The following is a 24,038-nucleotide window of genomic DNA, read 5'->3' as shown; positions in this document are numbered from 1 at the left end:
ACGTGACCGCTAACGAATGGCCGCGCGGCCGGTGGGCCTGGGTTGCCGGCCTCGGCGTCGCAGCCCTGGAGGTCCTCACCGTGCTGGATCTGAGCCAGCACTATCGGGTGCCGCTGGGCGCCGTCCTCGGGCTGGGTCTCGCGCGAGCCCTGGGACTGGCGCTGGCGTGGCTTCGGCCTCGGGCCGCGCTGGTCGTTTCCCTGCTCACCACGGCGATCACCGCCGCGGTGACGGTGCCGATCGCACCGAGCGAGCCGTGGCCGTGGGCAACCACCGCAGCGTTCGGCACGTCGTTCGTCCTCGCGATCGTCGGTGCACGCGGGCTTGGCCGGTACGAGTTGCTGACATGGTGGATTGTCATACAAGTACTCGGGGCTGTCGCGACGGTTAGTGCGCCAGAACGCGGTGACTGGGGCGGTCTGTTCGTCATGGCGGTGCTGTCGGGTGTCGCCGCGGTAGTCGGTGATCTGCTGCGGTCGCGGGCGGAGGCGCGTCGCCGGCTGGTCGAGCAGGAGAGCATCAGCAAGGAGGAACGGGCTGAGCGCGGGCGCCTGCAGGAGCGGGCCCGGATCGCCCGTGAGCTTCACGATGTCGTGGCGCATCACCTGTCCGTTGTGGTGGTCCGTGCGGACAGTGCCCCACATCGGCTCCCAAAGCTGCGGGCCGACGTGCGGGACGAGTTCTCCGAGATCGCCGAATCGGCGCGGACGTCGCTGACGGAGATGCGAAGGGTACTGCGGTTGCTGCGGGAGCCGTTGGAGCAGCCGCCGATGGGTGAGCTTGGACCGCAGCCAGGGCTCACTCAACTGGAGGACCTTGTCGCGAGCACCACGCAGGCAGGCGCAGATGTACACCTCGACGACGGCGTGCCGACCGGCCTCGACCCTGCTGTGGAGTTGGCGGCGTACAGGGTCGTGCAGGAGGCGCTCAGCAACGCAGTGCGCCACTCGCCGAAGTCCGCCGTTCAGGTGACGGTACGACGCCAGGGCGACGACCTGACGCTGAAGGTCCGGAACGGCCCGGCCCGGTCGGATGAGCTGCCGATGCCAGGAAGTGGGCACGGCTTGGTCGGGATGCGGGAGCGAGTGGCACTCCTGGATGGGACGGTGAGCGCGGGACCGACCCCCGAAGGCGGTTATCTGGTGGAGGCGTCGATACCGGTGGGAGAGGAGGTGGCGAGTGGCGATCAGGGTGCTGGTGGTTGACGACCAGGAGATGGTGCGGGCCGGGTTCAGCGCGTTGCTGGACGCGCAGCCGGACCTCGAGGTCGTCGGTCAGGCGGGTGACGGCGCCGAGGCAGTCGAGTTGGCGGCTGAGCTGTGTCCGGACGTGATTCTGATGGACGTGCGGATGCCGGTGATGGACGGTCTCGCCGCTACCCGCCGGATCCTGGCCGCCGGGCCACCCGAGCCGCGGGTCATCATGCTCACCACGTTCGACCTGGACGACTACGTGTACTCCGCCCTGCGCGCAGGGGCGAGCGGGTTCCTGCTGAAGCACTCGACCCCGGACGAGTTAGCGGCCGCGGTCCGGGTCGTGGCGGCCGGCGACGCGTTGCTGGCGCCGTCTGTCACGAGAAGGCTGGTGGAGGACTTCGCCCGTGTGCAGCCGGTTGTGCCGATCACCCCGGTCCGCCTCACGCCGCGTGAGACCGACGTACTGCGGAAGGTCGCGCGCGGACTGTCCAACCGGCAGATCGCGGCGGAACTCGTGCTTGCTGAGCAGACCGTCAAGTCACACGTGAGCAACATCCTGACAAAGCTGGACCTGCGGGACCGCGCACAGGCCGTGGTCTACGCCTACGAAGCCGGTGTGGTCACACCGGGCCCACGCCACTGAGGGAGGACACATGGAGGCGCTCGAGCGATTGCGGGAACTCTGTCTGGCGATGCCGGAGGCGACGGAGCGGCCGAGCCATGGGGAGCCGACGTGGTTCGTGCGGGACAAGAAGGTGTTCGTGATGTTCGCGAACCAGCATCACGACGACCGGGTCGCGTTGTGGTGTGCGGCGCCGCCAGGCATGCAGGAGTCGTTGGTCGAGGAGGACCCGGAACACTTCTTCCGGCCGCCGTACGTCGGTCATCGCGGCTGGCTCGGCGTGTACCTGGATGTCGAGAACGTGGACTGGGACCACCTGGAAGACCTGGTCGAGGGCGCCTACCGGCAGATCGCTCCGAAGTCCTTGATCGCCAAACTGGACAGCACCGAGCCCTAACCGCTGGACAGCTTTGAGCCCGAGCCGCTGGACAGCGCCGAGTCCTAGCCGGTGGACAGCGCCGAGTCCTAGCCGGGTGGACAGCACCGAGCCCTAGCCCCAGGTTGCGGACTCGGGGTCCACGCCGTGGGCCGCCGCGTTCGCGAAGATCAGGTCGTGTAGCCGGCGGGTCAGGCCGGGAGAGAGGGACTCGTAGTAGTCGGTGTAGCCGGGGTCGCTGACGAAGGTTCTTGCCAGACAAGCGTGCATGGCATGCGTGCAGTCGAAGTAGCGGGAGATGGACTCGCGGTGGCGTTCCGCCAGGGCGTTGGCTTCGTCTGAGCCGGGTACGACGCCCGCGCGGTGTGCCGCTGCCAGCTCGGCGTTGAGGGCCTCGGTGTCTGCCGCGACCTGGCGCCAGTCGTCGGGGGTCAGCGCCCCGGTCCGTTCGACGTACTGCGTCCACTGTTTGGTGTCGCCCCAGCGGTCCTCGGCCTCCTGGACCCACTCGGGCCGCCAGTCGGTGCCGAAGATCTCGACCTGTTCCTCGGGTGTCAGCGCCAGACCCGACCGAGATGCCGCGAGCATCCGATCGACGGCGTGGACCATCGTCTGCAGGTGGGAGATGCGGTCGGTGAGCTGAGCACGCTGCCGTCGGAGGTGCTCGCGGGAGTCGACAGTCGGGTCGTCCAGAAGGACCCCGATCTCTGCGAGCGGAAGGCCGAGCTCCCGGTAGACGAGGACCCGGTGGATCCGGGCGATGTCGTCAGGCACGTACACCCGATAGCCAGCCCGTGTGCGTTCGCTCGGCCGGACGAGGCCGACCGTGTCCCAGTGGTGCAGCGTCCGGACGCTGAGGCCGACCAGTGCCGCCGCCTGGCCGACCGTCAGCGCATCGGAGTCAGGAGTCACCGACTCAGTTTGTCAGGGGAATGTCGAAGCCGATCGCGCGGAGGTTGTCGGCCTGAGGACTGGCTGGATCCAGCGGACGGGCGGCAGTCATCGTGACGCGGGCGTTCTCCGGGGTGGTGACGGTCAGCTCCACCGAGTTCCACGGCATCAGGTGCGGACCGTTGGTGCAACCCGGGATCAGGTCCTCGCACCGGGTGGCGATCTCGTCGAGCTGTCCCAGCACACTCGAGAAGCTGATGCTCTGCGCCGCCGCCTCGACCGCGGGCGGGCCGGGCACGAGAAGGACGTCCTGGAACGCCCACCTGCGGAGGTGGGTCACCTCACCACCGGGTGCCGAGAAGAGATCGATGAACCCGAGGCCGCGGATCCAGAAGTCCTTCGACGCCGCCAGGTCGCCGGTGGGGATGGTGACGAACATCGGCATGCCGTAGAACTCCCGATAGACCTCCGGCGCGGTCGCGTCGAGGGCGGGCATCGGAACAGGGCTGGTGTACTCATTCATGCGCTCGATGCTCGAGCCTCACGCTACGTGAGGGTCAATCGATTAGTGACTGGGCCGTCTGCGGTAGGCGGGGCAGTTCCCGGCTCCAAGCGTCGGCGTACTCGGGAGTCGACCACGTCCACGACCGGATCTGCTCGAAGCTGCGGCGACCGAACACAGCTCGGAAGAGTTCGTACGTCGACGTGTGCACCTGTGCAACGGGCTTACCGGTGCCCACCTCATACATGCGATCCGGTATGACAATCGACAGCGTGCCGGGTACGTCGTCCGACGGGCGCGGATCGGGGAGCGCCCAGTCCAGCGCGGCCATCCAGAGCTCTTCTGGCGGTCGGCCGATCCCGAGCAGGCCGTGGAGATCCGCCTCATGCGTCCCGGCGTCGGCCCACGGGTGGCACACCAGCGGGTGATCCGACGTGCCGGCCAGGATCACCTGTTCGAGCGCTGGACCGCTCTGCGCCCATTCCTCCAGTACGACGTCGATCGGCAAGCCGCGGCGGGCGTCGACCTGGACCGCGGTCCACGGCGGCTGAGGCGCACCGTCGAGGTTGCCCGCGGCGAAGTCGACTGCCACGCCGGCCAGGTGTGACACCAGGTTGTGCACGGTCCACTCCGGACAGGCCGGCACCTGGCGGTTCAGGTCCGACGGGCTCAGGTCACGCACCGCACTGCTCACCCGCTGCCGAGTGGCGGCGTAAAGGCGGGCGCTGGTCACAGGGTCGGGGTCCATGACTACCTCCTTCGAAGGACTGACGAACGAGGGCGCTATGGATCGACAGATAGGGTGACGCGGTGAGTAAGGGTGATGTTGGGTCGCGGCTGGCCATTGGGTTGGCATTCGGCAGTTCGGCCGCCGTGATGGTGCTGGAACTGGTTTCGCTGCGGCTGGTGGCGCCGTACATCGGGCTGACGCTGGAGACGAACACGGCGGTCATCGGGGTCGCGCTGGCCGCGATCGCCACCGGTTCAGCGCTGGGAGGCCGGTACGCCGATGCGGTGCCGCCGCGGAAGACGCTCGGCCCGCTGATCCTGATCGGCGGCGCCCTGGTGATGCTGATCCTCCCGGTCGTGCGCTGGACCGGTGAGTCACTGCGAGGCGGCGGGACCGATCTGGTGTTCCTGGTGCTCGCGGTGGCACTCTTCGCGCCGGCGTCCTTGCTGGCGGCCGTGACACCGATGGTGACCAAGCTGCGGCTGGCAACGCTGGCGGAGACCGGCACGGTCGTCGGCCGGCTGTCGGCGTACGCGACGGTCGGTGGGATCGCGGGCACCGTGCTGACCGGGTTCGTGTTCGTGTCGAAGGTCCCTGTGAGCACGATCCTGCTCTCCCTCGGTGGACTGCTGGTGGTCGCCGGAGCCGCGTTGACCGTCGTACTGCGAGGCACTCAAGCGGCTGTGAAGCCGGTAGCCCTCGCACTGATCGGCGCCACGCTGACTGTGGTGGCACCACGGCCGTGTGAGGTGGAGACGGCGTACCACTGCGCACGGGTGGCAGCCGACCCCGCCCGCGAGAGCGGACGCACGCTGTACCTGGACCAACTCCGGCACTCGTACGTCGACCTGAACGACCCGACCCACCTGGAGTTCGACTACATCAAGAACTTCGCCGCCGCGATCAACGGCACCTGGCAGGACAACCGGCGGCTGGACGCGCTGCACATCGGCGGCGGTGGCCTCACCATGCCGCGCTACCTGAGCGCGACCCGTCCCGGCAGCCACAACAAGGTGTACGAGATCGACGGGGCGGTCGTCGAGCTGGACAAGAAGGAGCTCGGGGTGCGGACCGGTCCGGACCTGGACGTCACGGTCCGCGACGGCCGGCTCGGTATCCGGGACGAGGCGACCGACAGTGATGACGTGATCATCATGGACGCGTTCAGCGGTGTGTCAGTGCCGTGGCACCTGACCACGCGGGAGCTGGTGTCGGACATCCGCCGGGTTCTGCGGCCGGACGGCATCTACCTGGTCAACGTGATCGACTTCGGCAGCCTCGCCTTCGCCAAGGCCGAGATCAAGACTCTGCAGGCCGAGTTCGCGCACGTGGCCGCGATCGCCCGGACCGACGAGCTCGCGGGCCAGGCCGGCGGCAACTTCGTCCTGGTCGCCTCGGACCAGCCCATCGACCTGGCGGCGATCACCGCCGAACTGGCACCGCCCATGCAGATCCAGGACGACCTGACGGAGTTCGTCGGCGACGCGCCGGTGCTGACCGACGACTACGCCCCAGTCGATCAGCTCCTGACGCCGTATACGAGCTGAGACACCGGCCCCCGGAGTTGTGATCTCGGTCCGGGGCTTGTTGCATGTGACCATGCACCCACGCGCAGGCCAGCCCGCTCAGCCCGAGGACCTCGTCGACGTCGACGCGCTGCTGAAGGCGTACGACGACATCACCCCGGACGTGGAGAACCCCGCCCAGAAGGTCGTCTTCGGTACGTCGGGACACCGCGGATCGAGCCTGGACGGCGCGTTCAACGAGGCGCACATCCTGGCCATCACCCAGGCGGTCTGCGAGTACCGCGCCGGTGAGGGCACCTCCGGTCCGCTGCTGGTCGGCCGCGACAGCCACGGCCTGTCCGAGCCGGCCTGGCGGACTGTGCTCGAGGTGCTCGCGGGCAACGGCGTGCAGACCCTCGTGGACAGTGCTGACCGGCTCACACCGACCCCTGGTGTGTCACACGCGATCCTGCGGCTCAACCGTGGTGCCGGCGCCGGTGCGGACGGCATCGTCATCACTCCGTCGCACAACCCGCCGCGGGACGGCGGCATCAAGTACAACCCGCCGCACGGCGGCCCTGCCGACTCCGATGCGACCGGCTGGATCGCGGCCCGCGCCAACGAGTTGATCGCGGGCGGCAACCGTGAGGTACGGCGGAAGCCGTTCGACCAGGCCCGGTCGGCGGCAGGGGAGTACGACTTTGTCGGCCACTACGTCGACGACCTGCCGTCGGTGCTGAACCTGGACGCCATCCGCACGGCCGGTGTGAAGATCGGAGCGGACCCGCTGGGCGGTGCGAGCGTCGACTACTGGGCCGCGATCGCCGAGCGGCACCGCCTCGACCTGACCGTGGTCAACCCGAACGTCGACCCGGCCTGGTCGTTCATGACGCTGGACCACGACGGCAAGATCCGGATGGACTGCTCGTCGCCGTACGCGATGGCCTCGCTGGTCGCGCAGCGGGACCGGTACGACGTAGCCACCGGGAACGACGCGGACGCGGACCGGCACGGCATCGTGACCCCGGACGCCGGGCTGATGAACCCGAACCACTACCTGGCCGTCGCCATCTCGTACCTGTTCGCCAACCGCCAGTGGGGTCCGGAGGTCGCGGTCGGCAAGACGCTGGTGTCGTCGTCCCTGATCGACCGTGTGGTCGCGGACCTCGGCCGGCGGCTGTGGGAGGTGCCGGTCGGCTTCAAGTGGTTCGTACCCGGGCTGATCGACGGGTCGGTCGGCTTCGGCGGCGAGGAGTCGGCCGGAGCGAGTTTCCTGCGCTTCGACGGGACCGTGTGGACGACCGACAAGGACGGCATCCTGCTGGCGTTGCTGGCGAGTGAGATCACCGCAGTGACCGGTGAGACCCCGTCACAGGCTCACGCGAAGCTGGTCGAGCGGTTCGGTGCGTCGGCGTACTCACGGGTGGACGCACCGGCCTCTCGTGAGCAGAAGGCCAAGCTGTCCAAGCTGTCCGCCGACGCGGTCACCGCGACCGAACTGGCCGGTGAGCCGATCGTGGACCGGCTGACGAGCGCCCCGGGCAACGGAGCCGCGATCGGCGGGCTGAAGGTCACCACCGAGTCTGCATGGTTCGCGGCGCGCCCTTCGGGCACTGAGGACCTCTACAAGATCTACGGCGAGTCCTTCAAGGGCGCCGAGCACCTCGAGCAGGTCTTTGCCCAGGCTCGTGAAGTGGTTTCGGCGGCGTTGAGCTAACGCACGAAGGCGTCGAGCAGCCGGTCCAGATCCGCGGCGGGGTCGTTGGTGAGCCCGCTGTGGATCGGTCCCGGGTGTACGACGGTACTGCGGGGCGCGGCCAGCCACCGGAACCGCTCGCCGATCCCGGTCGCCGCGGCCGGGCCGCCGTTCGGATCACCTGCGCAGATCGCCCGGATGTGTTCCAGCGACGAACACACGACATCCACGTCGACCGCTGGGTCGAGGGCCTTCAGCCTGGTCGGCTCCACGTCCCAGGCTGCGCCCAGGAAGTCCAGAGACCGGCAGTACAGCACCGCGCCGACGTTGACGAACTCACCGCGGTGGATCCGCGGCGCCGCCCGCAGGATCACGTAGTCGAAGGGCACGAGGTCCGTAGTCATCGCGCACCTCCCGGCAGCCAGGCGGACCGGTTGTCCAGACGCGCGGTCAGATGGCCGAAGTAGCGCTCTCGATCCCCGTCGTCGATCCACTCCTCCGGCACCAGCCCGATCACCTGGGTGAGCAAGGCCGGTGTGATCGCCGCCGCCATCTCCTCGTCGAGCGCCGGTACGGCGGGTGCGGCGATCGAGAACACGTGGTCCGAGGCGTCGTACGGGAGGGCGGCGAACTTCTCCGCCGACATCCAGGAGTGGTGGAAGTACAACGCGGCTCCGTGATCGATCAGCCAGAGGTTCTTGTGCCAGACCAGCATGTTCGTGTTCCGCCAGGACCGGTCGACGTTGGCGACGAACGCGTCCAGCCAGAGGATCCGGGCCATCCCCTCGTCACCCGGGTTGCCGGCCGAGCCGTCGTACCCGAAGGATCCGGGGAGGAAGTCGACGGCCAGGTTCAGGCCGGCGCTGCGGAGCAGGAGTTCCTGGATCTCGAAGTCGGGCTCGGACTTGCCGATCGCGGGGTCGAGTTGCATCAGCTTGAGGTCCGGCACGCGCAGGCCGAGCCGGCGGAACAGTTCGCCGACGATGACCTCGGCGACCAGCGCTTTCGGGCCCTGGCCGGCGCCGTGGAACTTGAGCACGTAGGTGCCGAGATCGTTGCCCTCGACAACAGCAGGGAGTGAGCCGCCCTCACGCAACGGCAGCACGTAGCGGGTCGCAGTGACAGTCGGCAAGCTCACGCGGCAGAGCCTAGCCGCCGGCGGTTTGTCACCGGGTACCGGCCAGGGGTGAGGCATCCCAAGATCGGCGTCGAGGAAGAACTCCTCCTGGTTTCAGCCACCGGCCATCCACTCCCGCGGAGCAAGGCGGTGGTGGCGGACGTGGCGGAGCTCGACATCACCGTCGAGCTGACCCGGGCCATGGTGGAGATCAACTCCCCGGTCTGCCACACCTCAGCTGAATTGCATGGGCACTTGTCAGACATGCGCTCCAGGCTGGCAAAAGCCGCTGCTGAGGAGGGTGCCCAGCTGCTCGCGATCGGCGTACCGCCGCAGGGTAAGGCTGCGCAGTCGATCACGCAGAAGCCGCGCTACCAGGAGCTGGCGTCGCGGTGGGGGCTGCTGGCCCGGGAGCAGGGTGTGTGCGGCTGTCACGTACACGTAGACGTGCCTGACAAAGAGGCAGCGATCAGAGTCAGTAACCATGTACGGCCGTGGCTGCCGGCACTGCTGGCACTCACCGCGAACTCGCCGATCTACCTGGACCAGGACACCGGCTTCGCGAGCTGGCGGTGGCTGATGACGACCCGGTGGCCATGCGCCGGTCCGCCGCCGTACTTCGAGTCGGTCGAGCACTACGACGCGCTGGTCGCGATGCACCTGGCGGCAGGGACGCTCATGGACGAGCGGATGGTGTACTGGGACATCCGGCCCTCCACCCACCTTCCGACCGTGGAGGTGCGGGTCAGCGACGTGCCACTCACTGTCGACGAGACCGTACTCCTCGCGACCCTCGTCCGCGCGCTGGTGATGACTGCGGTCCACGAGGGAACAAAAGGCCCGACCCTGGAGCCGGAGGTCTTGCGCGCCGCCTACTGGCTGGCCGCACGGGACGGCATCACCGGCAACGGACTGGACGTCCGCACAGCCGAACCGATGCCGATGACCGAGGTGATCGAGCGCCTCCGCAAGCACGTCGAACCGGCGCTGCAGGACCTGGGGGACGCGGACCTGGTTGACGATGCGTTACAGCGGGTATTGGCTACCGGCAACGGAGCCGTCCGCCAACGCAAGGCCTTCCGTGAGGGCGCAAACCTCATCGCCCTCACGGAAGTCAGACCCTAGCTGCGCAGGAAGCTCTCCAACCCGTGCAGGTCGTCGGTGTTGATGTGATCCACCCCCGCCGCTTCCAGTTCGCTCCACAACGCCTCACGCGCGGCACCGCGCACATCGGGCGTCGCCCAGAACCGCACCCGGTAGCCGGCGTGATGAGCCCGCACCACGATGTCGTGCAGCTTGGCCCGCTCGGCGGCCGGCATCGGGCCTACACCGGTCCAGGTGAAGTTGTTCGTCCAGTTGTCACTCACCAGCGGCATCAGTGACGCCGGCATCCCCGACTGCAGGTCGCCGAGCCGGCCGTCGTACCCGGCGTACCGGACCTTCTGCGCCTTCAGTACGTCGAGCGGCCGGTTGCCACTGATCACCGACGTAACCGCGCCCTTCAGCACGCGCCCGTTGATGAACACCGTGCTGATCCCGCGGTACTCCGTCAGCGCCTTGTCGATCGCGGCGTACGTCGACGGTCCGTCGCTCTTGATGTCGATCAGCAGCTGGAAGTCGCGCCCGTGCTTGTACACGCGCCCGTGGTTCTCCCGCACCCGATCGGCCAGCGGCTTCAGGTACAGGCTCTCCAACGTGCGCCCCGGTACGGCGTCCTCCAGGTCATGCGCGACGCGCAACTCGCCATCGATCAGCCACACGTCCGCCTCGACACTGCTGAACCCACGGTCCAGCGCGTCCTGCAGCGGCCGCCGGTGCTCGTAGTCGTTGTGCGCATGAGCCGACGCCAGCGCGCGTACGGCGGGAGCGTCGTACGACCGCGGCAGCTTGAAGCCCTCGGAGCGTACGACGTCACGCAGCCGGTCGGGGTAGTCGGTGATGATCCCGTCGACACCCTTGTCGATCAGCGACTGCATCGTCGCCGGGTCGTCGACCGTCCACGGCACCACCTTCATGCCGGCCTTGTGCGCCGACTTGACCATGTCGGCGGTGACGTACGGCCGGTAGGTCGGGTCGGTGACCTTGCCGTCCTGCGGGAAGCCGTGCACCGGTGAGATGGCCGACGCGCCGAAGGACTTGGTCGCCTTCACCAGATCGCCACCGAAGTCGTCGATGTCGATCCCGCCCAGCCACGGCGACTTGCCCGGCTGGCCGACCTGCAGGAAGTCGTAGTTCGTCAGGGCGACCAGCGGCAGCTCCGGCGCGACCTGACGCATCCGCATCAGTGCGCCCCAGTCGAAGCTCTGGATCGTCACCTGGCGGGCGATCTGTGCCTGCCGGACCTCCTGGGCGACTACCTGCACGAACTGCTCGCGCGGTGCGGTCTCGGACGGCGCACCGGCTTCGACCTTGGTCTCGATGTTCAGCTTCACGCCGTACGCGTGGAGCCGGTGCACCAGCGCGAAGATGTCGCGCAGCTCCGGCATCTGAGCGCCCGGGTCGGGCTGCTGACCGGGGAAGTTCGGCAGCGTCTGCGAACCGCAGTCGAGCTGCTTGACCTGCTTCAGCGACAGCGTGTTGATGTACTTGCCGACGTACGGGTACTCGGGGTCGCCCGCGGTGTACGGCGCGGTGTCCTTGCATTTGCTGCCGGAGATCCGGCGGTCGTGAGTGACGACCGCGTGGCCGTCCTGGGTGATCTGGACATCCAGCTCGAGGGTGCTGACGCCGAGTTCGAGGCCGTGGGAGAACGATGCGATCGTGCTTTCCACGGTCAGTCCGAGGCCGCCACGGTGGGCCTGGACGTCGAAGTCGTCGCGGGTGGCCACGGCCGGCGCGGCAGGCAGCAGCCCGGCGACGAGGGCAAGCGGAAGCAGCGCGCGGGTAAGGCGGCGCATGAGGGGTTTCCTTCCGGAGGGGTATTGGGCGGGACACCCCTGAGGCTGGCTGCCACAGGGATACCTGTGCCTTCGTGAAGGTAGCCGAGAAGAGGCCGACGGGTGGCCGCCGCGTGTCGCCGACCGGCTACGGAGCGGATCCGACCCGTCGCACGGACTGGGTCTCGGCCGCGATAGAGCCGTCCTTGAACGCCTTGTCCAGCGTTCCTTCGACACGGCGAGTGACGGTCAGATCGATCTGGCAGGTCGACGACTGCGCTTTCGGAGTCGCTGACGTGATGCTTGGCTTGATCGACCCGCGAGCGATCGTGGCCGAGGTCCGGCCCGGCTCCAGTTGCAGGCTGCCCGGCTGGATGCACTCGCCGGCCCAGGTCAGGATCGACGGCAACTGCGAGGGCTCACTGTCGAAACGTACGGCGATCGCCGTACGCCGGGAGTATGTCGTGCCGGCCGCGGGAGCGGCCAGACGGACGCGCTCAGGCAGTACGACGGTCGACGTCGGAGCCGACGCGTTGTCACCGTCGCGCTTGAGGTTGAAGGTGATCACGGTGCCCGCCTTGGTCACCCCATCGAGGCGGTTGCGGTACTCCGTCACTCCGGCAGCGCGGTGATGATCGAGCTTGGTCGTCTGACCGCCACCCGCCCCGGTGATCTCCTCACCTCCGCCGAGTTCGACGAACGTCAGCGTGCCGACGCGCAACGACGCACTGAGGTCGGCCTCGTCGGCGTTCTCGGGCAGCGTGACGATCAGGTTGGCGGTCATCCCGCTGGTCCGGATGTCCTTCGACTCGACGGTCGAACAACCGGTCACAACAAGGATCATGGCCAGGGCGGCAATCCGTTTCACAGCCTGGGAAGCTAGCAGCGCAAGGGCTCAGGGGTGGTGCGTACAACTACTCATACTGGAGTGCCTCGAGCGGATTCAGCTTGGCCGCGCGGCGGGCCGGCCAGATCGCGGCGAAGATGCCGACGACAACCGACACGACCGCGAAGATCACCACTTGGCCGCCCGGTACGGTGAAGCTGACCTCGTCCAGCCGGGCGGCCAGCAGCGACGCCAGACCGAGCCCGAGGACGATCCCGATCACCGCGCCGATCAGCGCGGTCATCACGCTTTCCTGGCGGATCATCCGCTTCACCTGCCGCCGGGTCAGCCCGATCGCCCGCAGCATGCCCAGTTCGCGGGTTCGCTCGAAGACGGTCAGGACCAGCGTGTTGACGATGCCGAAGAGGCTCACCAGCACCGACAGCGCGAGCAGCACGTAGAGGACGTTCAGCAGACTCTTGATGCTGTCGGACTGGGCGTCCTTGAACTGTTCGCGAGTCTGGGCCTTCGCATTCGGGAAGGAGGCCAGGGCGGCATCCAGGGCGGCTGTATTCGCGGCGGTGACACCGCCCTGCAGGCTGACGAAGGTGTACAGGTTCTGCGGCTGGGGGTTGTTCGCGTCGAACGCGGCCGAGGAGATCGTCACGTTGCCGAACGGCGAACCGCCCGGTGGCGGCGTGAAGATACCGCGCACCGTGGCCGTGAGCGTCCGGCCGCCGGCGGTTTGCAGCGGGAACGTCGATCCGACCTGCAGATTGTGCGTCTCGGCATAGGCGTCGTCGACCACGGCGCCATCGGATCCCAGCTCGCCGAGGACGGCCTGGGAGCCGTTCTTCCAGTCGAACGTGAGGACCGCCGGGGCCTGGGTGTCGACCGCGGTCATGAAGATGGTCTCGCCGAACGCTTGAGCCTGCCCGCCACGCACGCTGGAGATCGCCTCAACCCCTGGCACGGTCGCGACGGCCGCCGCGACCGCCGGTGGCATCGGACTGAAGTTGTTCTGGGCGGTGACGGCGTAGTCGCCGCTGAAGATCCGGTCGACCGCGTCCTCGAACGGCTTGATGATGCCCGCGCCGAGGGTCGCGACCAGCGTGACCAGGGCCAGCCCGATCATCAGAGCAGCGGCGGTGGACGCCGTACGGTGTGGATCGCGTCGGCTGTTCTGACCGCCGATCTGGGTGGCCGGCCGGTCCGCGAGTACGCCGGGGAAGTCGGCGGGCCACTCCGGCTCCCACGAGCTGAGCCGGCGTCGTAAGGCCATCAGCGCCACGATCACCAGTAAGACCGGGTTGAGCACCGCACCCAGCACGAAGCCGGCAGCCCGTCGGCCGGCCGGGCCCGGGCCCCACAGTCCGCGGCGCAGCAGCCAATAAGGCAACGAGAAGAGCGGCCAGACCAGCACCGTCAGGACCACCACCGACCAGCGCGCGACCGGATCCGACAGGACTGCCAGCGGGCGCACCAACCGGGCAGAGAACAGAGCTATCCCGATGAAAATCAGCAGCACCCCGAGCCCGAGTGAGCTGAGCACGGTGGTCGTGCTGAGCCCGTCGGCGAACAACCCGGTGAGCACGAGTGCGACGCCGGCGACCGCGAGCAGGACAGCGCCGATCGGCCGGAAGCGGTGGAACCGGCTCGGGGCGAGCGTCGCGCCCTCCCGGACCGCCGCGATCGGTGGCACCCGCGTCGCCCGCCACGCCGGTCGCAGGCTGGCCACCAGCGTCACCACGACGCCGACCAGCAGGCCGACCACGATCGTGCGGGTGCGGAACACCAGTCCGTTGTTGGGCAGCGTGAGCCCGACAGCATCGAAGATCCTGAACAGACCGGTGGCGACCCCCAGGCCGAGGAACAGCCCGGCGACAGCCGCGACCAGCCCGGTCACCAGTGCCTCGAGCACCACGGTGCCGAGCACCTGGCGGCGGGACGCACCGAGCGTCCGCAGGGTGGCGAACTCGCGGGTCCGCTGAGCGATCGTGATCGACAGCGAGTTGGCGATCACGAACGAGCCGACGAACAACGCGATCCCGGCGAACACCAGCAGGAAGGTCCGGAAGAAGTCGAGGAATCCGCTCGTGCCCTCGGCGTCCGCGGTTGCCTGCTCCTCGGCGCTGCGGACCTGAGCGCCCTCGGGCAGCGTCTGCTGGATCGCGGTGAGCAGTTGCTGCTCGGAGACGCCGTCCTTCTTGGCGACCAGGATCTGATCGAGCTTGCCCGCCTTGCCCATCAGGGCTTGCGCCGTCGGCAGGTCGAAACCGGCCAAGGTCGCGCCGCCGATCGACGACACCTGGCCGAACTCGACCAGCCCGGAGATCCGCATCCGCTGGATCGGCCCGCGGGCTTGCACCGCGATCGTGTCGCCGGCCTGGAAACCCTTCTTGCTGGCCGTCTGGGTGTCGATCACGACCTCGCCGGCGGCCGGCCAGGCGCCGCCGACCAGCGCGAGCGTGTTGAACTCCGGCCGATCGGGATTCACGCTGAAGGCGAGGTTCGGCGCTCCACCGAACACCACGGCCTTCCCGTCCCGGCCGATCAGCTGGGCCTCGCCGAATACGCTGCCGTCGGCCACCTCGACCTCGGGCAATGCCTGCACCTTCGCCAGCAGTGACTGGTCGAACGGCGGTGCGACACCCCCGGCGGCCTCCTCCTGGCTGAGCTCGAACGGGGACTTGCCGGTGATCGCCGCGTCGGTGTTCTTGTAGTTCTCGGTGAAGATCGAGTCGAAGGCACTGGAGATCGAATCGGTCAGCACGTAGGTGCCCGACACCAGGGCCACGCCGAGGACGATGCCGATCGCGGTCAGCGCCGTACGAAGTTTGCGGGCCAGCATGCCCTGCAGGGCAAAGCGGATCACTGGAGATCCAGCGTGTCGATCACCTGCAGGATCTCGTGCTGGCTGGACTGACCGGTCTCCTTCACGATCTCGCCGTCGGCCAGGTACAGCACCCGGTCGGCCATCGCGGCTGCCTTGGCATCATGTGTGACCATCACAGTTGTCTGACCGTATTCATCGACTGACCCGCGCATCAGCGCGAGGATCTCGGCGCTGGTCCGGGAGTCCAGGTTGCCGGTCGGTTCGTCGGCGAACACGACCGTGGGCCGCGACACCAGGGCCCGCGCGATCGCGACCCGCTGCTGCTGGCCGCCGGACAGCTCGGCCGGCCGGTGGTGCAGCCGGTCGGCGAGTCCGACGCGTTCGACCAGTTCGGCGAAGAACTCCGGATCCGCCTTCTCACCGGCGATCGTCAGCGGCAGCACGATGTTGTCCCGCGCGGTCAGCATCGGCAGCAGGTTGAAAAACTGGAAGATGAACCCGATGTGCTGACGGCGCAGCTTGGTCAGCGCGTCGTCGCCGAGCGTGGTGATCTCGGTGCCGTCGATCGTGACCGAGCCCGACGTCGGGCGGTCCAGCCCGGCCAGGATGTGCATCAGCGTCGACTTGCCCGAGCCCGACGGGCCCATCACCGCCGTGAGTTGCCCAGGCTCGATCCGCACGTCCACACCGTGCAACGCCCGTACGGCGGTATCCCCCTCGCCGTACACGCGTACGACGCCTTCCGCGTGCACGACTCCGCTAGTCCCCTCCATTGCCGATCGCCCTCCCTGGCTGATCAGCGGCCGCCCCCAGTAGGCCGTTCAACAACTCTCACTGAGTGTGCTCGCGTTTGGGCGAGATCTACAGGGGGTTTTCCCCGGATCGACCCTGACTGCCTCAGAGCCAGCCGCGGCGCGCGGCGTGGAAACCGAGCTGGAGCCGGGTGTCGGCGGAGACGAGATCCATCAGCGCCCGCACCCGGCGCTGGACTGTGCGCATCGACAAGCTGAGCTGGTTGGCGACTGCCTGGTCGGTGAGTCCGGCGAGCAGCAGACCGAGGATGCGTGAGTCCATCTCAGGCAGACCGTCCGATGGGCCCTCCACCATGCCGTCTTTGCCTAGGACGAGTGGCATGCCGTCACGCCATACTCGGTCGAACAGAGCGAGCAGGGCGTCGAGCATGCCGCTGCTGTGCACTATCAGCGCTCCGATGCTCCCGCCTGCCCCGGACAGCAGTGGGACGAGCGCGATACGCCGGTCCACGATCAGCAACCGCATCGGCAGCTCCTGCACCACACGGACCTCTTCGCCTGCCTGCAGCGAGTCAGAGGCAGCAGCGAAGAACCCGGGCCGGTCGAACGCACTCCGCTCGATCAGCACGCGGTAGCGCACCCCACGAGTGACCGCAGCGTCCTCCTCCTTGTTCTCCTCGGGTGGGACCACCGCTATCTCTGCCTTGACGAACCCGAGGACCTCTTCGCGTGCAGACATCTGCAGTTGCGCGAACCGCTGCCCGACAGCCTTCGCACCCCGTACGACGTCCACCACGTCGCTGACCGAACGCTCGGTGTCTGTACCGCGATAGACCTCGGCCAGCGACTCGATCTCGCGCTGTGCTCGTCGCAACTCCTCTTCACGTTGCACAGCCAGTGCAGCGAGTGCGACTGATGGGGGAGAGGCGACGTACCGGTCGGTGCCGCTGCTCGAGCGTGCCGCCAGGCCGAGCGACTCCAGGGCGACCAGTGAGCGCGCGGCCTCGACCGGGTGGCAGCCGAGTCGGCCGGCCAGTCCGGCGGCGTCGTACGACGGCACCTCGACGAGGGCGCGGTAGGCGAGTTCTTCGGAGTCATCCAGTCCGAGCACGTCGAGCACGATGCCTCCCAGCAGACAGTTGTGTGGCGGCCGGACCCTGGCGGGTTCGTGAATTGTCGCAATCTTGCCAGGCCAGGCTCCTCTTTCGCTGGCGGTTTTGCGATGGACTGACCCGCGACAACGTCCCGAAGGTGGTCCTCCCCATGTTTTTCCGCTCACTCGCGCGCAAAACCTTGGCCGGCGCCGGCGTCACCGCCCTGCTAGCCGTCGCCGCCATCCCCGCCTCAGCCAATCCACCTGAACCCGCCCCAGCTGCTCGGCCGACGCTGCCGGTGCAGGTCGACACAGAGAAGGTCGTCACCCTGCTCACCGGTGACAAAGTCCAGGTCTCCCCGGCCGGCACCGGGCGGAGCAACATTCGCTTCATCCCCGCCGACCCGGCTCAGGCCGGGTATGAGACTCGTACGGTCGGCAAGGACTTGTACGTCGTACCGGACAGCGCGGCCAAGCTCGTCAACAACGGCAAAGTGGACCAAGCGCTCTTCAACGTGAGCGGACTGATCCGGCAGGGGTACGACGACGCGTCAACGAGCCAGATCCCGGTCATCGCCACCTACAAGCCCACTACTCGTGCGGCTCAGCAGGCTGTCCCTGCCGGGTCCACCCGCACGCGGACGCTGTCGTCTGTCGGTGCCGCCGCGCTGCGGACCGACAAGGCGCGTGCACGCGACACCTGGCAGACCCTGTCGACCGGTCGCGACGTGCAGAAGCTGTGGCTCGACGCGAAGGTACGGAAGACCCTCGACCAGAGCGTGCCGTATGTCGGCGCCCCGAAGGCCTGGCAGGCCGGGTACGACGGCAGCGGTACGACGGTCGCCGTCCTCGACTCCGGTGTCGACGCGGAGCACCCGGACCTGGTCGGCGCGGTCAAGGCCCAGCAGAACTTCACCGACAGCCCGGACGTCACTGACCACGACGGCCACGGGACGCACACTTCGTCGACGGTTGCCGGTCGCGGTGTCGCCTCCAACGGCAAGAACAAGGGTGTCGCTCCGGGGGCGCAACTGCTCTCGGGCAAGGTCCTGAACGACTACGGCAGTGGTGAGCTGTCCTGGATCATCGCCGGGATGGAGTGGGCTGTCGCCGAGGGTGCTGACGTGATCAGCATGAGCATCGGTACGTCGGAACCCGTCGACTGCACCGACCCGATGGCCGCCGCCGTCGACCGCATCAGCGCAGCGTCGGGCGTCCTGGTTGTCGTTGCTGCTGGCAATCTCTATGGGCCGGCCGAGACCATTACCAGCCCGGGTTGTGCCGCGTCGGCGCTGACGGTCGCGGCGACCGATCTCACCCAGGCCACCGCGGACTTCTCCAGCCGGGGACCGGTGATGGGCAACCATGCGGTCAAGCCCGACATCGCGGCCCCGGGTGTGGACATCACCGCGGCTCGGGCCGGTGGGCGGGGCGATTCGGCGTACACGGACATGAACGGGACGTCGATGGCGACGCCGCACGTGGCCGGCGCGGCGGCGATCCTGAAGCAGCAGCGCCCCGACTGGACCGGCCAGCAGTTGAAGGCAGCTCTGCAGAACTCGGTGCGCTCGGCCAGCACGGTCGCGATCTACGAGCAGGGCGCCGGTGAACTCGATGTCGCGCAGGCGGTCACCCAGCAGGTGACAGGTCCGGGGACGACGGACCTCGGTACGTTTGCCTGGCCACACACATTGTCAGACAAGATCACAAAGCAGCTTGCCTATCACAACAGCGGGACACAGCCGGTGACGCTGACGTTCGCCGTCGACGCCCGCGGCAACAACGGGAAGCCGCTGCCCGCGTCGCTGATCAGCTTCGGCGCCGGCTCGTTGACCGTCCCCGCTGGTGGGACCGCCGAGCTCCCGGTGACCGTCGACCCGTCGGCCTCGCTCGACCGCGGTCTGTACGGCGCGATCAGCGCGCGGGTGGTTGCTACTGGCAACGACGGCCGGACGGTCGTCACCCCGCTCGGCTTCTACCTCGAACCGCAGTACGTCGACGTCACCTTCAAACTCATCGACCGCAACGGGCAGCCGGCCTCCTCGATCACCGCGCTGGACGTGTTCGACACCGACAGCATCGCCGCGCAGCGGATCGGGTTCGAGGGCGCGGACCGCACGCTGCACCTGCGCGCGGGCACGTACTCCCTGGCCGCGAACATCGCGACCGAGGGCGCGGACGGGATGGTCGAGTCGTACGCCTTCCTCGGCGACCCCGAGATCACGCTGACCGCGAACACCACCATCACATACGACGCCCGCACAGCAGCTGAAGCGAAGGTGACCACTCAGCGGCCCTCCGAGCGCAAAGGCGGCAGCCTGACCTACGGCCGGGTGATCGACAACTGGATCCTCGCCTCGAGCCGCAGCTACGGCAAGCAGATCAAGTCGATCTACCTCGGTACGACGCCGAAGGCTCGCCGGGGCACCTTCGAGGTGGTCGAGGGCTGGCAGTACGCATCACCAGCGGGCGCCAAGTCGCCGTACCTCTACAGCCTGGCTTTCACGCACGAGCAGCAGATCAAGGGCAAGCCGGAGCACCGGGTCAGCGATCGAGAGCTGGCCACGATCGACGCGACGTACTACACGCCGGGCAAGGACTACACCTATTCCGAGTACGTCGATGTGTGGCGGCCGTGGAGTATCAACCTGATCCCGACGGGGGACCGGGGAGCTGTGGCGGCACCGGCGCGGGTGCAGCATCTGGTGACGGCCGATCAGGACACCAAGGTGTCGCAGATGGTCGGGCACTCGGACACGATGAGCTGGCCGTTCGCGACGTTGATGACGTCAACGGCCACGTCGTACCAGGCTGGAAGCCGGCACACCGAGAGCTGGTGGAAGGCTGGGCTGCGGCCAGGCATGGTTACCGACCAGACAACCGGACAGAAGTACGTGCCGGCCGCGCGTGACGGTAACTCGATCTGGAGCAACTTCCCGACCTGGTCGGACACCGAGCCGGGGCACTTCTCGCGGGGCGGGTTCCTGGATCTGGGCGGGACCGAGCTGCTCGCCGATGGGGTGTCGCTGGGGGAGTACGGGTTCTACGGACAGGGCTACTGGGACGTGCCGGCCGCGGCGACGAACTTCGAGCTCGTGTACGACCTGATCCGCTGGCAGCGTGGCGACTACAAGTGGGAGTCGCCGACGACGGCCGAGACCCGGTGGAAGTGGAAGGGCTCCGCGGCCGACGCGGGCAAGCCGCTGCCGCTTCTCTTCCCGGACTACGACCTCCCCGTCGACCTCAACGACCGAGCGCCGCGGGTGCGAGTCTTCCCGATCACCATCACCGCCGAGTCCGGCCACTGGTACAAGGCGGGCCGCTTCACGAAGGCTCGCGTCTGGACGTCGTACGACGACGGCGCGACCTGGACCCAGGTCCCGGTCGTCAACCTGGGCACCAAGGTCGTCGCCCTCGCCGACAACACCAAGGCAACCGACTTCGTCACCCTCAAGACCGAACTCACCGACTCCAACGGCAAGAGCGTCACCCAGACCCTCAACCGTTTCTACAAAATCCGCTAGAAACCTCACGAAGGAAGTTCACGCGACAGCGCTCGAAGCTGGTGAGAAAGCTTCGAGCGCTGTGGTGAAGCTGCGATTCAGCTGGGAAGTTAGGTGGCGTCGGACCGGGAAGCGCCTCACGGCGCGTGGCCGCTCGTAGCGGCTTAATTTGGGACCCGGGGCTTGCACCGGCCCGACACCTCGAACAGTGTAACCGGTGCCAAAACCCCTTGTCCTGTTGGGATCTCGGGCCTCAAGACGCCATAGCATCCTACGTGTTGGTACGCAACTACCAGAGTTGTCCGGCGCGTTCGGCCCGGGCCGCGGTCTGCAACTGATCCGCCATCTCGACCAGTTTCGAGGCCGACAGCACCTGGTCGTGACCGTCGTCGGCCAGGTGCGCCCGACCGGTCGCGACGATCCGCGCGAACGCCGCCGCCCGGTCCAGGGTGGTGGCGAAATCTCCCGTCGCGACGCCCCGCAGTACGGCGTCCACCATGTCGCGCACCTCGGTCGGTCCGGGCGGTTCGGCGACACCCGCGACCACCGCGTGCACCTCGGCGTACTTGCGTCCGGCCGCGAACTCGCGGGAGACCGCCTCCGCGTTCGTGTGCACCCACGACCGCAGCAGGTAGAGCCGCCAGAGCGAGCCCGGCAGCGAGTCGGCCGGCGCGTCGGACCAGAGCTCCGCGAGCTCGTCGAGGCCGTAGTCGTCGGCCAGCTTCACCACCCGCGCGTGCACCTCGGTGTCCTCCGAGGAGCGGACACCGCGGACCAGCAGCTCGGCGGTCCGGTGCGCGACCTCGGTGACGGCCGCCGGGTCGGCAGCGCCGGGCAGCGACTCGAACAGCTTGTTGCCGGGCATGATCGGACGGCGCGGATTGGGGGTGGCCACGCGCTCAATGGTATGGCCGCTGCGGTCGGTACGCTCACTTGTATGGCAAGTGCTGGTGGCGGGAGTGGCAAGTTGGCCAAGAATCTGGTCAAGTACGGGGTGCGGTACGGGCCGCTCGCCGTCGAGGCGATCAAGCACGGCCGAGAACCCGCTCAGCAGGCGGTCCAGGCCGCGCTCGCGAAACGGTCCGCCCGGAAGAAGGCGATCGAGCACGCGCTCACTGTCCGCGACGGGTCTTTGCTCAAGGTGATCCGGGACGGCCAGGCGATCTTCTTCGTCTTCAGCGGCGACGCGATCGTGACGACGTATCCGTCGGTGCCGCAGAACGCCTACCCGGAGCTGCTCCGGCACGCCGACCTGGACAAGCGCGAGCCGGCGGTCGTGCTGGCCGCCCGGAAGCCGAAGATCGGCCCGCGCCTCCCGAAGATGCGCAAGCGCTGAACTTGACGCGGGCGTAACATTCCGGACCCGGCGGGGCAACAGGCGGAACGCACAGTGGAAGGACGTTTCCACGAGGGAGGGCGTCCGCATGCTCTGGAAGATCAGGACCGAACTCGCCGACCGGCCCGGTGCCCTGGCCGAACTCGCTGCACGGTGTGGTGCGGACGACATCAACATCCTGAGCCTGGAAGTGTTCACCGCCGAGACCGGCGCCGTCGACGAGCTGGTGGTCTCCACCAGTGTCGGCTGGACCGCCGACGACCTGACCGCTCTGGTCGCCGAGGCCGGCTGCGCCCGGACGACGGTCCGCCCGTGTCAGGCCGACGTGCTGAGTGACGCGCCGACCCGCTACCTGCGCGCCGTACTGCGGCTGATCGACGACCCGGTGTCCGTCGACGAGGAGCTGGGCAACCTGCAGGGCTTCGAGGAGTACACCCCGGCCGAATGGGCTCGGGCCGACGTACTCGTGGAGATCGCCGGCCGGCTGGCCGAGCGGTATCAGGGGACCGTGATGGAGGGTCCGCGCCCGGGTAGCGGCGTACCGGAGCTGCGCCAAGCGACTGTCGAGGACGCCGAGGCCGTCGTCGCCATGCACGAGCGGTGCTCGTACGAGAGCCGCACCCGGCGCTACCACGTGCCGATGCCGAAGCTGACCACCCGGACCGCACGCCACCTGGCCGCTCCGGCCGGCGGGATCTCGATCGTGGCCGCTGTTGGTGACGGTGTCATCGGGATGGCGACCGCAGCGCCGTGGGAGGAGTTCGGCAGTACGACGATGGAGGTCGCCGTACTGGTCGAGGACGGCTGGCAAGGCCAGGGCCTGGGACTGCAGCTGCTGCGCCGGGTGGTCGTCGAGGCACGGGGGCTGGGCGCCGATCGGGCCGTCTGTGTCGTGCAGCCGGAGAACCACGCGATGCTCCGCACGCTCGAGCGGCTGCGGATGCGGTCCAGGGTGGTCCAGGACGGCGACAACCTGATGGTGACGGTGGCCCTGTCCGACCAGAGCCTGTCGCATGCGGTGGATCGGCCCCCGGTGCAATATCGTCAGTCTCGTGCCACCCCTTCCCTCCGGTCGCAATCCACACGGTCTGCTGGTCAGCCTGCCCGCGAGCCCGCGCTCTCCGCTCTTTCAGCTGTTCAGCCGCTTTCTGATCGCGCTGGGGCTGCTGGCCCTGATGGTGCTGATCGTGCTGGTCGACCGTGACGGCTACAACGACAATCACGACGGTCGCGTCGACCTGATCGACAGCATCTACTACGCGACGGTTACGCTCACCACAACCGGGTACGGCGACATCACGCCGGTGACGCCGGCCGCCCGGCTGGTGAACGCCTTCATCGTCACGCCACTGCGGATCGCGTTCCTGGTGGTCTTGGTTGGCACGACACTGCAAGTCCTGGCCGCCGAGGGACGCCGCGTCATGCGCGACACGCGATGGAGGAAACGCATGAAGGACCACACCGTCGTCATCGGCTACGGCACCAAGGGCCGGTCGGCCGTCCAGACGCTGATCAGCAACGGAGTGAAGCGCGAGACCATCGTGGTGATCGACCCGCGCGCCACGGCGGTCGGTGACGCGGGCAACGATCAGATCGCCGCGTTCCACGGCGACGCGACGAACCGGACCGTGCTGCGTCGCGCGGAGGTGATGACGGCGCGCGAGGTGCTCGTCACGACAGACCGGGACGACTCGGCGGTGCTCGTCACACTGGCGGTCCGGCAGCTTAACCCGGACGCACACGTCGTGGTCGCGGTTCGCGAGGAGGACAACGTGCCAATCCTCCGGCAGAGCGGCGCCGACGCGGTCGTGACGTCGTCCGAGGCGGTCGGCCGGCTGCTCGGCCTGTCGGCGGTCAGCCCGAACCTCGGCGAGGTGATGGAGGACCTGCTCACGTACGGCGAGGGCCTCGAAGTGGCAGAACGCCCCGTCCTCGGCCGCGAGGTAGGCAAGCCTCCGTCGGCCGTGCCGGACCGGGTGGTGTCCGTCGTCCGCGACGGCAGGGTCCACCGCTACTACGACTCCAGCGTCTCGGTCCTTGCCGCCGGCGACAAACTCATCGTCGTCCGCCCGGCCAAGGAAACCCCCTGGGCCGAGCGCCCCGGCACCGACGAGCAGGACGAGTGAACCCTTCCACCGAAGGCGCCCGAGTGCTTACCTCGGATAAGGCGAGGACCTAGCC

21 protein-coding genes are annotated in these 24,038 nt (G+C 68.2%); 10 read left to right on the top strand and 11 right to left on the bottom strand.

The features are described 5' to 3' along the window. Nucleotides 1-2 precede the first annotated feature (2 nt). Genes ACGFIF_RS37100 through ACGFIF_RS37090 form a run of 3 tightly spaced genes read left to right on the top strand, consistent with a single transcriptional unit; the run spans nucleotide 3 to nucleotide 2,215 of the window. Nucleotides 3-1,205 carry a sensor histidine kinase gene (locus ACGFIF_RS37100; protein WP_393161140.1) on the top strand — a complete coding sequence of 401 codons (1,203 nt, stop codon included), beginning with the start codon at nucleotides 3-5 and terminating at the stop codon, nucleotides 1,203-1,205. Then, a complete protein-coding gene (locus tag ACGFIF_RS37095) occupies nucleotides 1,180-1,839 on the top strand; it encodes a response regulator (RefSeq protein WP_393161138.1) in 660 nt (219 codons plus the stop codon). The genes ACGFIF_RS37100 and ACGFIF_RS37095 overlap by 26 nt, the downstream gene beginning before the upstream one ends. Before the next feature lie 10 nt (nucleotides 1,840-1,849). Next, complete coding sequence (locus tag ACGFIF_RS37090; protein ID WP_393161136.1) at nucleotides 1,850-2,215, top strand: MmcQ/YjbR family DNA-binding protein; 366 nt, start codon at nucleotides 1,850-1,852, stop codon at nucleotides 2,213-2,215. 93 nt (nucleotides 2,216-2,308) lie between these two features. On the opposite strand, the gene ACGFIF_RS37085 is transcribed toward ACGFIF_RS37090, so the two are convergent. Genes ACGFIF_RS37085 through ACGFIF_RS37075 form a run of 3 tightly spaced genes read right to left on the bottom strand, consistent with a single transcriptional unit; the run spans nucleotide 2,309 to nucleotide 4,335 of the window. Beyond that, entirely contained in the window at nucleotides 2,309-3,106 is a 798-nt protein-coding gene (locus ACGFIF_RS37085; protein WP_393161134.1) for a MerR family transcriptional regulator, read from the bottom strand. Between the two features lie 4 nt (nucleotides 3,107-3,110). Continuing rightward, on the bottom strand, nucleotides 3,111-3,608 hold the full coding sequence (locus tag ACGFIF_RS37080) for a VOC family protein (RefSeq protein ID WP_393161132.1): 498 nt from the start codon (nucleotides 3,606-3,608) through the stop codon (nucleotides 3,111-3,113). Between the two features lie 34 nt (nucleotides 3,609-3,642). Next, nucleotides 3,643-4,335, bottom strand: a complete 693-nt coding sequence (locus ACGFIF_RS37075; protein ID WP_393161130.1) for a maleylpyruvate isomerase family mycothiol-dependent enzyme — start codon at nucleotides 4,333-4,335, stop codon at nucleotides 3,643-3,645. Between the two features lie 62 nt (nucleotides 4,336-4,397). Between ACGFIF_RS37075 and ACGFIF_RS37070 the strand changes: the two genes are divergently transcribed. Both ACGFIF_RS37070 and pgm read left to right on the top strand, forming a co-directional pair. After that, the gene (locus tag ACGFIF_RS37070; protein WP_393161128.1) at nucleotides 4,398-5,864 is read left to right on the top strand and encodes a fused MFS/spermidine synthase; all 1,467 of its coding nucleotides are present in this window, start codon (nucleotides 4,398-4,400) and stop codon (nucleotides 5,862-5,864) included. A 52-nt stretch (nucleotides 5,865-5,916) separates the two neighbouring features. After that, nucleotides 5,917-7,539, top strand: coding sequence for a phosphoglucomutase (alpha-D-glucose-1,6-bisphosphate-dependent) (gene pgm, locus ACGFIF_RS37065; protein ID WP_393161126.1), 1,623 nt, complete (start codon nucleotides 5,917-5,919; stop codon nucleotides 7,537-7,539). On the opposite strand, the gene ACGFIF_RS37060 is transcribed toward pgm, so the two are convergent. Both ACGFIF_RS37060 and ACGFIF_RS37055 read right to left on the bottom strand, forming a co-directional pair. Continuing rightward, nucleotides 7,536-7,922 carry a DUF3037 domain-containing protein gene (locus ACGFIF_RS37060; RefSeq protein ID WP_393161124.1) on the bottom strand — a complete coding sequence of 129 codons (387 nt, stop codon included), beginning with the start codon at nucleotides 7,920-7,922 and terminating at the stop codon, nucleotides 7,536-7,538. The two genes, pgm and ACGFIF_RS37060, sit on opposite strands and share 4 nt — an antisense overlap. Beyond that, nucleotides 7,919-8,656 carry a HipA family kinase gene (locus tag ACGFIF_RS37055; RefSeq protein ID WP_393161122.1) on the bottom strand — a complete coding sequence of 246 codons (738 nt, stop codon included), beginning with the start codon at nucleotides 8,654-8,656 and terminating at the stop codon, nucleotides 7,919-7,921. The genes ACGFIF_RS37060 and ACGFIF_RS37055 overlap by 4 nt, the downstream gene beginning before the upstream one ends. A 48-nt stretch (nucleotides 8,657-8,704) precedes the next feature. On the opposite strand from ACGFIF_RS37055, the gene ACGFIF_RS37050 reads away from it, so the two are divergent. Then, nucleotides 8,705-9,760 carry a glutamate--cysteine ligase gene (locus ACGFIF_RS37050; protein ID WP_393161120.1) on the top strand — a complete coding sequence of 352 codons (1,056 nt, stop codon included), beginning with the start codon at nucleotides 8,705-8,707 and terminating at the stop codon, nucleotides 9,758-9,760. On the opposite strand, the gene ACGFIF_RS37045 is transcribed toward ACGFIF_RS37050, so the two are convergent. The 5 genes from ACGFIF_RS37045 to ACGFIF_RS37025 all read right to left on the bottom strand — a co-directional run bounded on the left by ACGFIF_RS37045 (nucleotide 9,757) and on the right by ACGFIF_RS37025 (nucleotide 17,045). Next, a complete protein-coding gene (locus tag ACGFIF_RS37045) occupies nucleotides 9,757-11,532 on the bottom strand; it encodes a glycerophosphodiester phosphodiesterase family protein (protein ID WP_393161118.1) in 1,776 nt (591 codons plus the stop codon). The genes ACGFIF_RS37050 and ACGFIF_RS37045 overlap by 4 nt on opposite strands. Nucleotides 11,533-11,659: 127 nt before the next feature. Next, nucleotides 11,660-12,379, bottom strand: a complete 720-nt coding sequence (locus tag ACGFIF_RS37040) for a hypothetical protein (RefSeq protein ID WP_393161116.1) — start codon at nucleotides 12,377-12,379, stop codon at nucleotides 11,660-11,662. 46 nt (nucleotides 12,380-12,425) lie between these two features. Continuing rightward, nucleotides 12,426-15,212 (bottom strand): ABC transporter permease, encoded by a 2,787-nt coding sequence (locus ACGFIF_RS37035; RefSeq protein ID WP_393161114.1) that lies wholly within the window; start codon nucleotides 15,210-15,212, stop codon nucleotides 12,426-12,428. Then, a complete protein-coding gene (locus ACGFIF_RS37030; RefSeq protein WP_393161112.1) occupies nucleotides 15,209-15,946 on the bottom strand; it encodes an ABC transporter ATP-binding protein in 738 nt (245 codons plus the stop codon). The genes ACGFIF_RS37035 and ACGFIF_RS37030 overlap by 4 nt, the downstream gene beginning before the upstream one ends. Before the next feature lie 124 nt (nucleotides 15,947-16,070). After that, on the bottom strand, nucleotides 16,071-17,045 hold the full coding sequence (locus ACGFIF_RS37025; protein ID WP_393161110.1) for a hypothetical protein: 975 nt from the start codon (nucleotides 17,043-17,045) through the stop codon (nucleotides 16,071-16,073). Between the two features lie 143 nt (nucleotides 17,046-17,188). Here ACGFIF_RS37025 and ACGFIF_RS37020 point away from each other — a divergent pair, with 143 nt between their 5' ends. Beyond that, nucleotides 17,189-20,542, top strand: coding sequence for a S8 family serine peptidase (locus ACGFIF_RS37020; RefSeq protein ID WP_393161108.1), 3,354 nt, complete (start codon nucleotides 17,189-17,191; stop codon nucleotides 20,540-20,542). Nucleotides 20,543-20,810: 268 nt separating this feature from the next. Here the strand turns inward: ACGFIF_RS37020 and ACGFIF_RS37015 are convergent, their stop codons facing one another. Beyond that, nucleotides 20,811-21,416: a hypothetical protein gene (locus ACGFIF_RS37015; protein ID WP_393161106.1), complete on the bottom strand. Its 606-nt coding sequence runs from the start codon at nucleotides 21,414-21,416 to the stop codon at nucleotides 20,811-20,813. Nucleotides 21,417-21,458: 42 nt separating this feature from the next. On the opposite strand from ACGFIF_RS37015, the gene ACGFIF_RS37010 reads away from it, so the two are divergent. The 3 genes from ACGFIF_RS37010 (at nucleotide 21,459) to ACGFIF_RS37000 (ending at nucleotide 23,983) form a co-directional block, all read left to right on the top strand. Continuing rightward, a complete protein-coding gene (locus ACGFIF_RS37010; protein ID WP_393161104.1) occupies nucleotides 21,459-21,857 on the top strand; it encodes a hypothetical protein in 399 nt (132 codons plus the stop codon). 88 nt (nucleotides 21,858-21,945) lie between these two features. Further along, on the top strand, nucleotides 21,946-23,061 hold the full coding sequence (locus ACGFIF_RS37005; RefSeq protein ID WP_393161102.1) for a GNAT family N-acetyltransferase: 1,116 nt from the start codon (nucleotides 21,946-21,948) through the stop codon (nucleotides 23,059-23,061). After that, nucleotides 23,033-23,983, top strand: a complete 951-nt coding sequence (locus tag ACGFIF_RS37000; RefSeq protein ID WP_393161100.1) for a potassium channel family protein — start codon at nucleotides 23,033-23,035, stop codon at nucleotides 23,981-23,983. The genes ACGFIF_RS37005 and ACGFIF_RS37000 overlap by 29 nt, the downstream gene beginning before the upstream one ends. Nucleotides 23,984-24,038: the final 55 nt, after the last annotated feature.

The sequence above is a fragment of the Kribbella sp. NPDC049174 genome (genome assembly GCF_043197365.1).
Taxonomy (GTDB): Bacteria; Actinomycetota; Actinomycetes; order Propionibacteriales; family Kribbellaceae; genus Kribbella.
This window is presented reverse-complemented; position numbering and strand designations above follow the sequence as displayed.

Excerpts from the sequence above, each read along its gene's own strand:
- ACGFIF_RS37080 (WP_393161132.1), bottom strand. The coding sequence starts at position 3,608 with ATGAATGAGTACACCAGCCCTGTTCCGATGCCCGCCCTCGACGCGACC.
- pgm (WP_393161126.1), top strand. The coding sequence starts at position 5,917 with ATGCACCCACGCGCAGGCCAGCCCGCTCAGCCCGAGGACCTCGTCGAC.
- ACGFIF_RS37030 (WP_393161112.1), bottom strand. The coding sequence starts at position 15,946 with ATGGAGGGGACTAGCGGAGTCGTGCACGCGGAAGGCGTCGTACGCGTG.
- ACGFIF_RS37000 (WP_393161100.1), top strand. The coding sequence starts at position 23,033 with ATGGTGCTGATCGTGCTGGTCGACCGTGACGGCTACAACGACAATCAC.
- ACGFIF_RS37090 (WP_393161136.1), top strand. The coding sequence starts at position 1,850 with ATGGAGGCGCTCGAGCGATTGCGGGAACTCTGTCTGGCGATGCCGGAG.
- ACGFIF_RS37005 (WP_393161102.1), top strand. The coding sequence starts at position 21,946 with ATGCTCTGGAAGATCAGGACCGAACTCGCCGACCGGCCCGGTGCCCTG.
- ACGFIF_RS37045 (WP_393161118.1), bottom strand. The coding sequence starts at position 11,532 with ATGCGCCGCCTTACCCGCGCGCTGCTTCCGCTTGCCCTCGTCGCCGGG.
- ACGFIF_RS37020 (WP_393161108.1), top strand. The coding sequence starts at position 17,189 with ATGTTTTTCCGCTCACTCGCGCGCAAAACCTTGGCCGGCGCCGGCGTC.
- ACGFIF_RS37010 (WP_393161104.1), top strand. The coding sequence starts at position 21,459 with ATGGCAAGTGCTGGTGGCGGGAGTGGCAAGTTGGCCAAGAATCTGGTC.
- ACGFIF_RS37075 (WP_393161130.1), bottom strand. The coding sequence starts at position 4,335 with ATGGACCCCGACCCTGTGACCAGCGCCCGCCTTTACGCCGCCACTCGG.
- ACGFIF_RS37060 (WP_393161124.1), bottom strand. The coding sequence starts at position 7,922 with ATGACTACGGACCTCGTGCCCTTCGACTACGTGATCCTGCGGGCGGCG.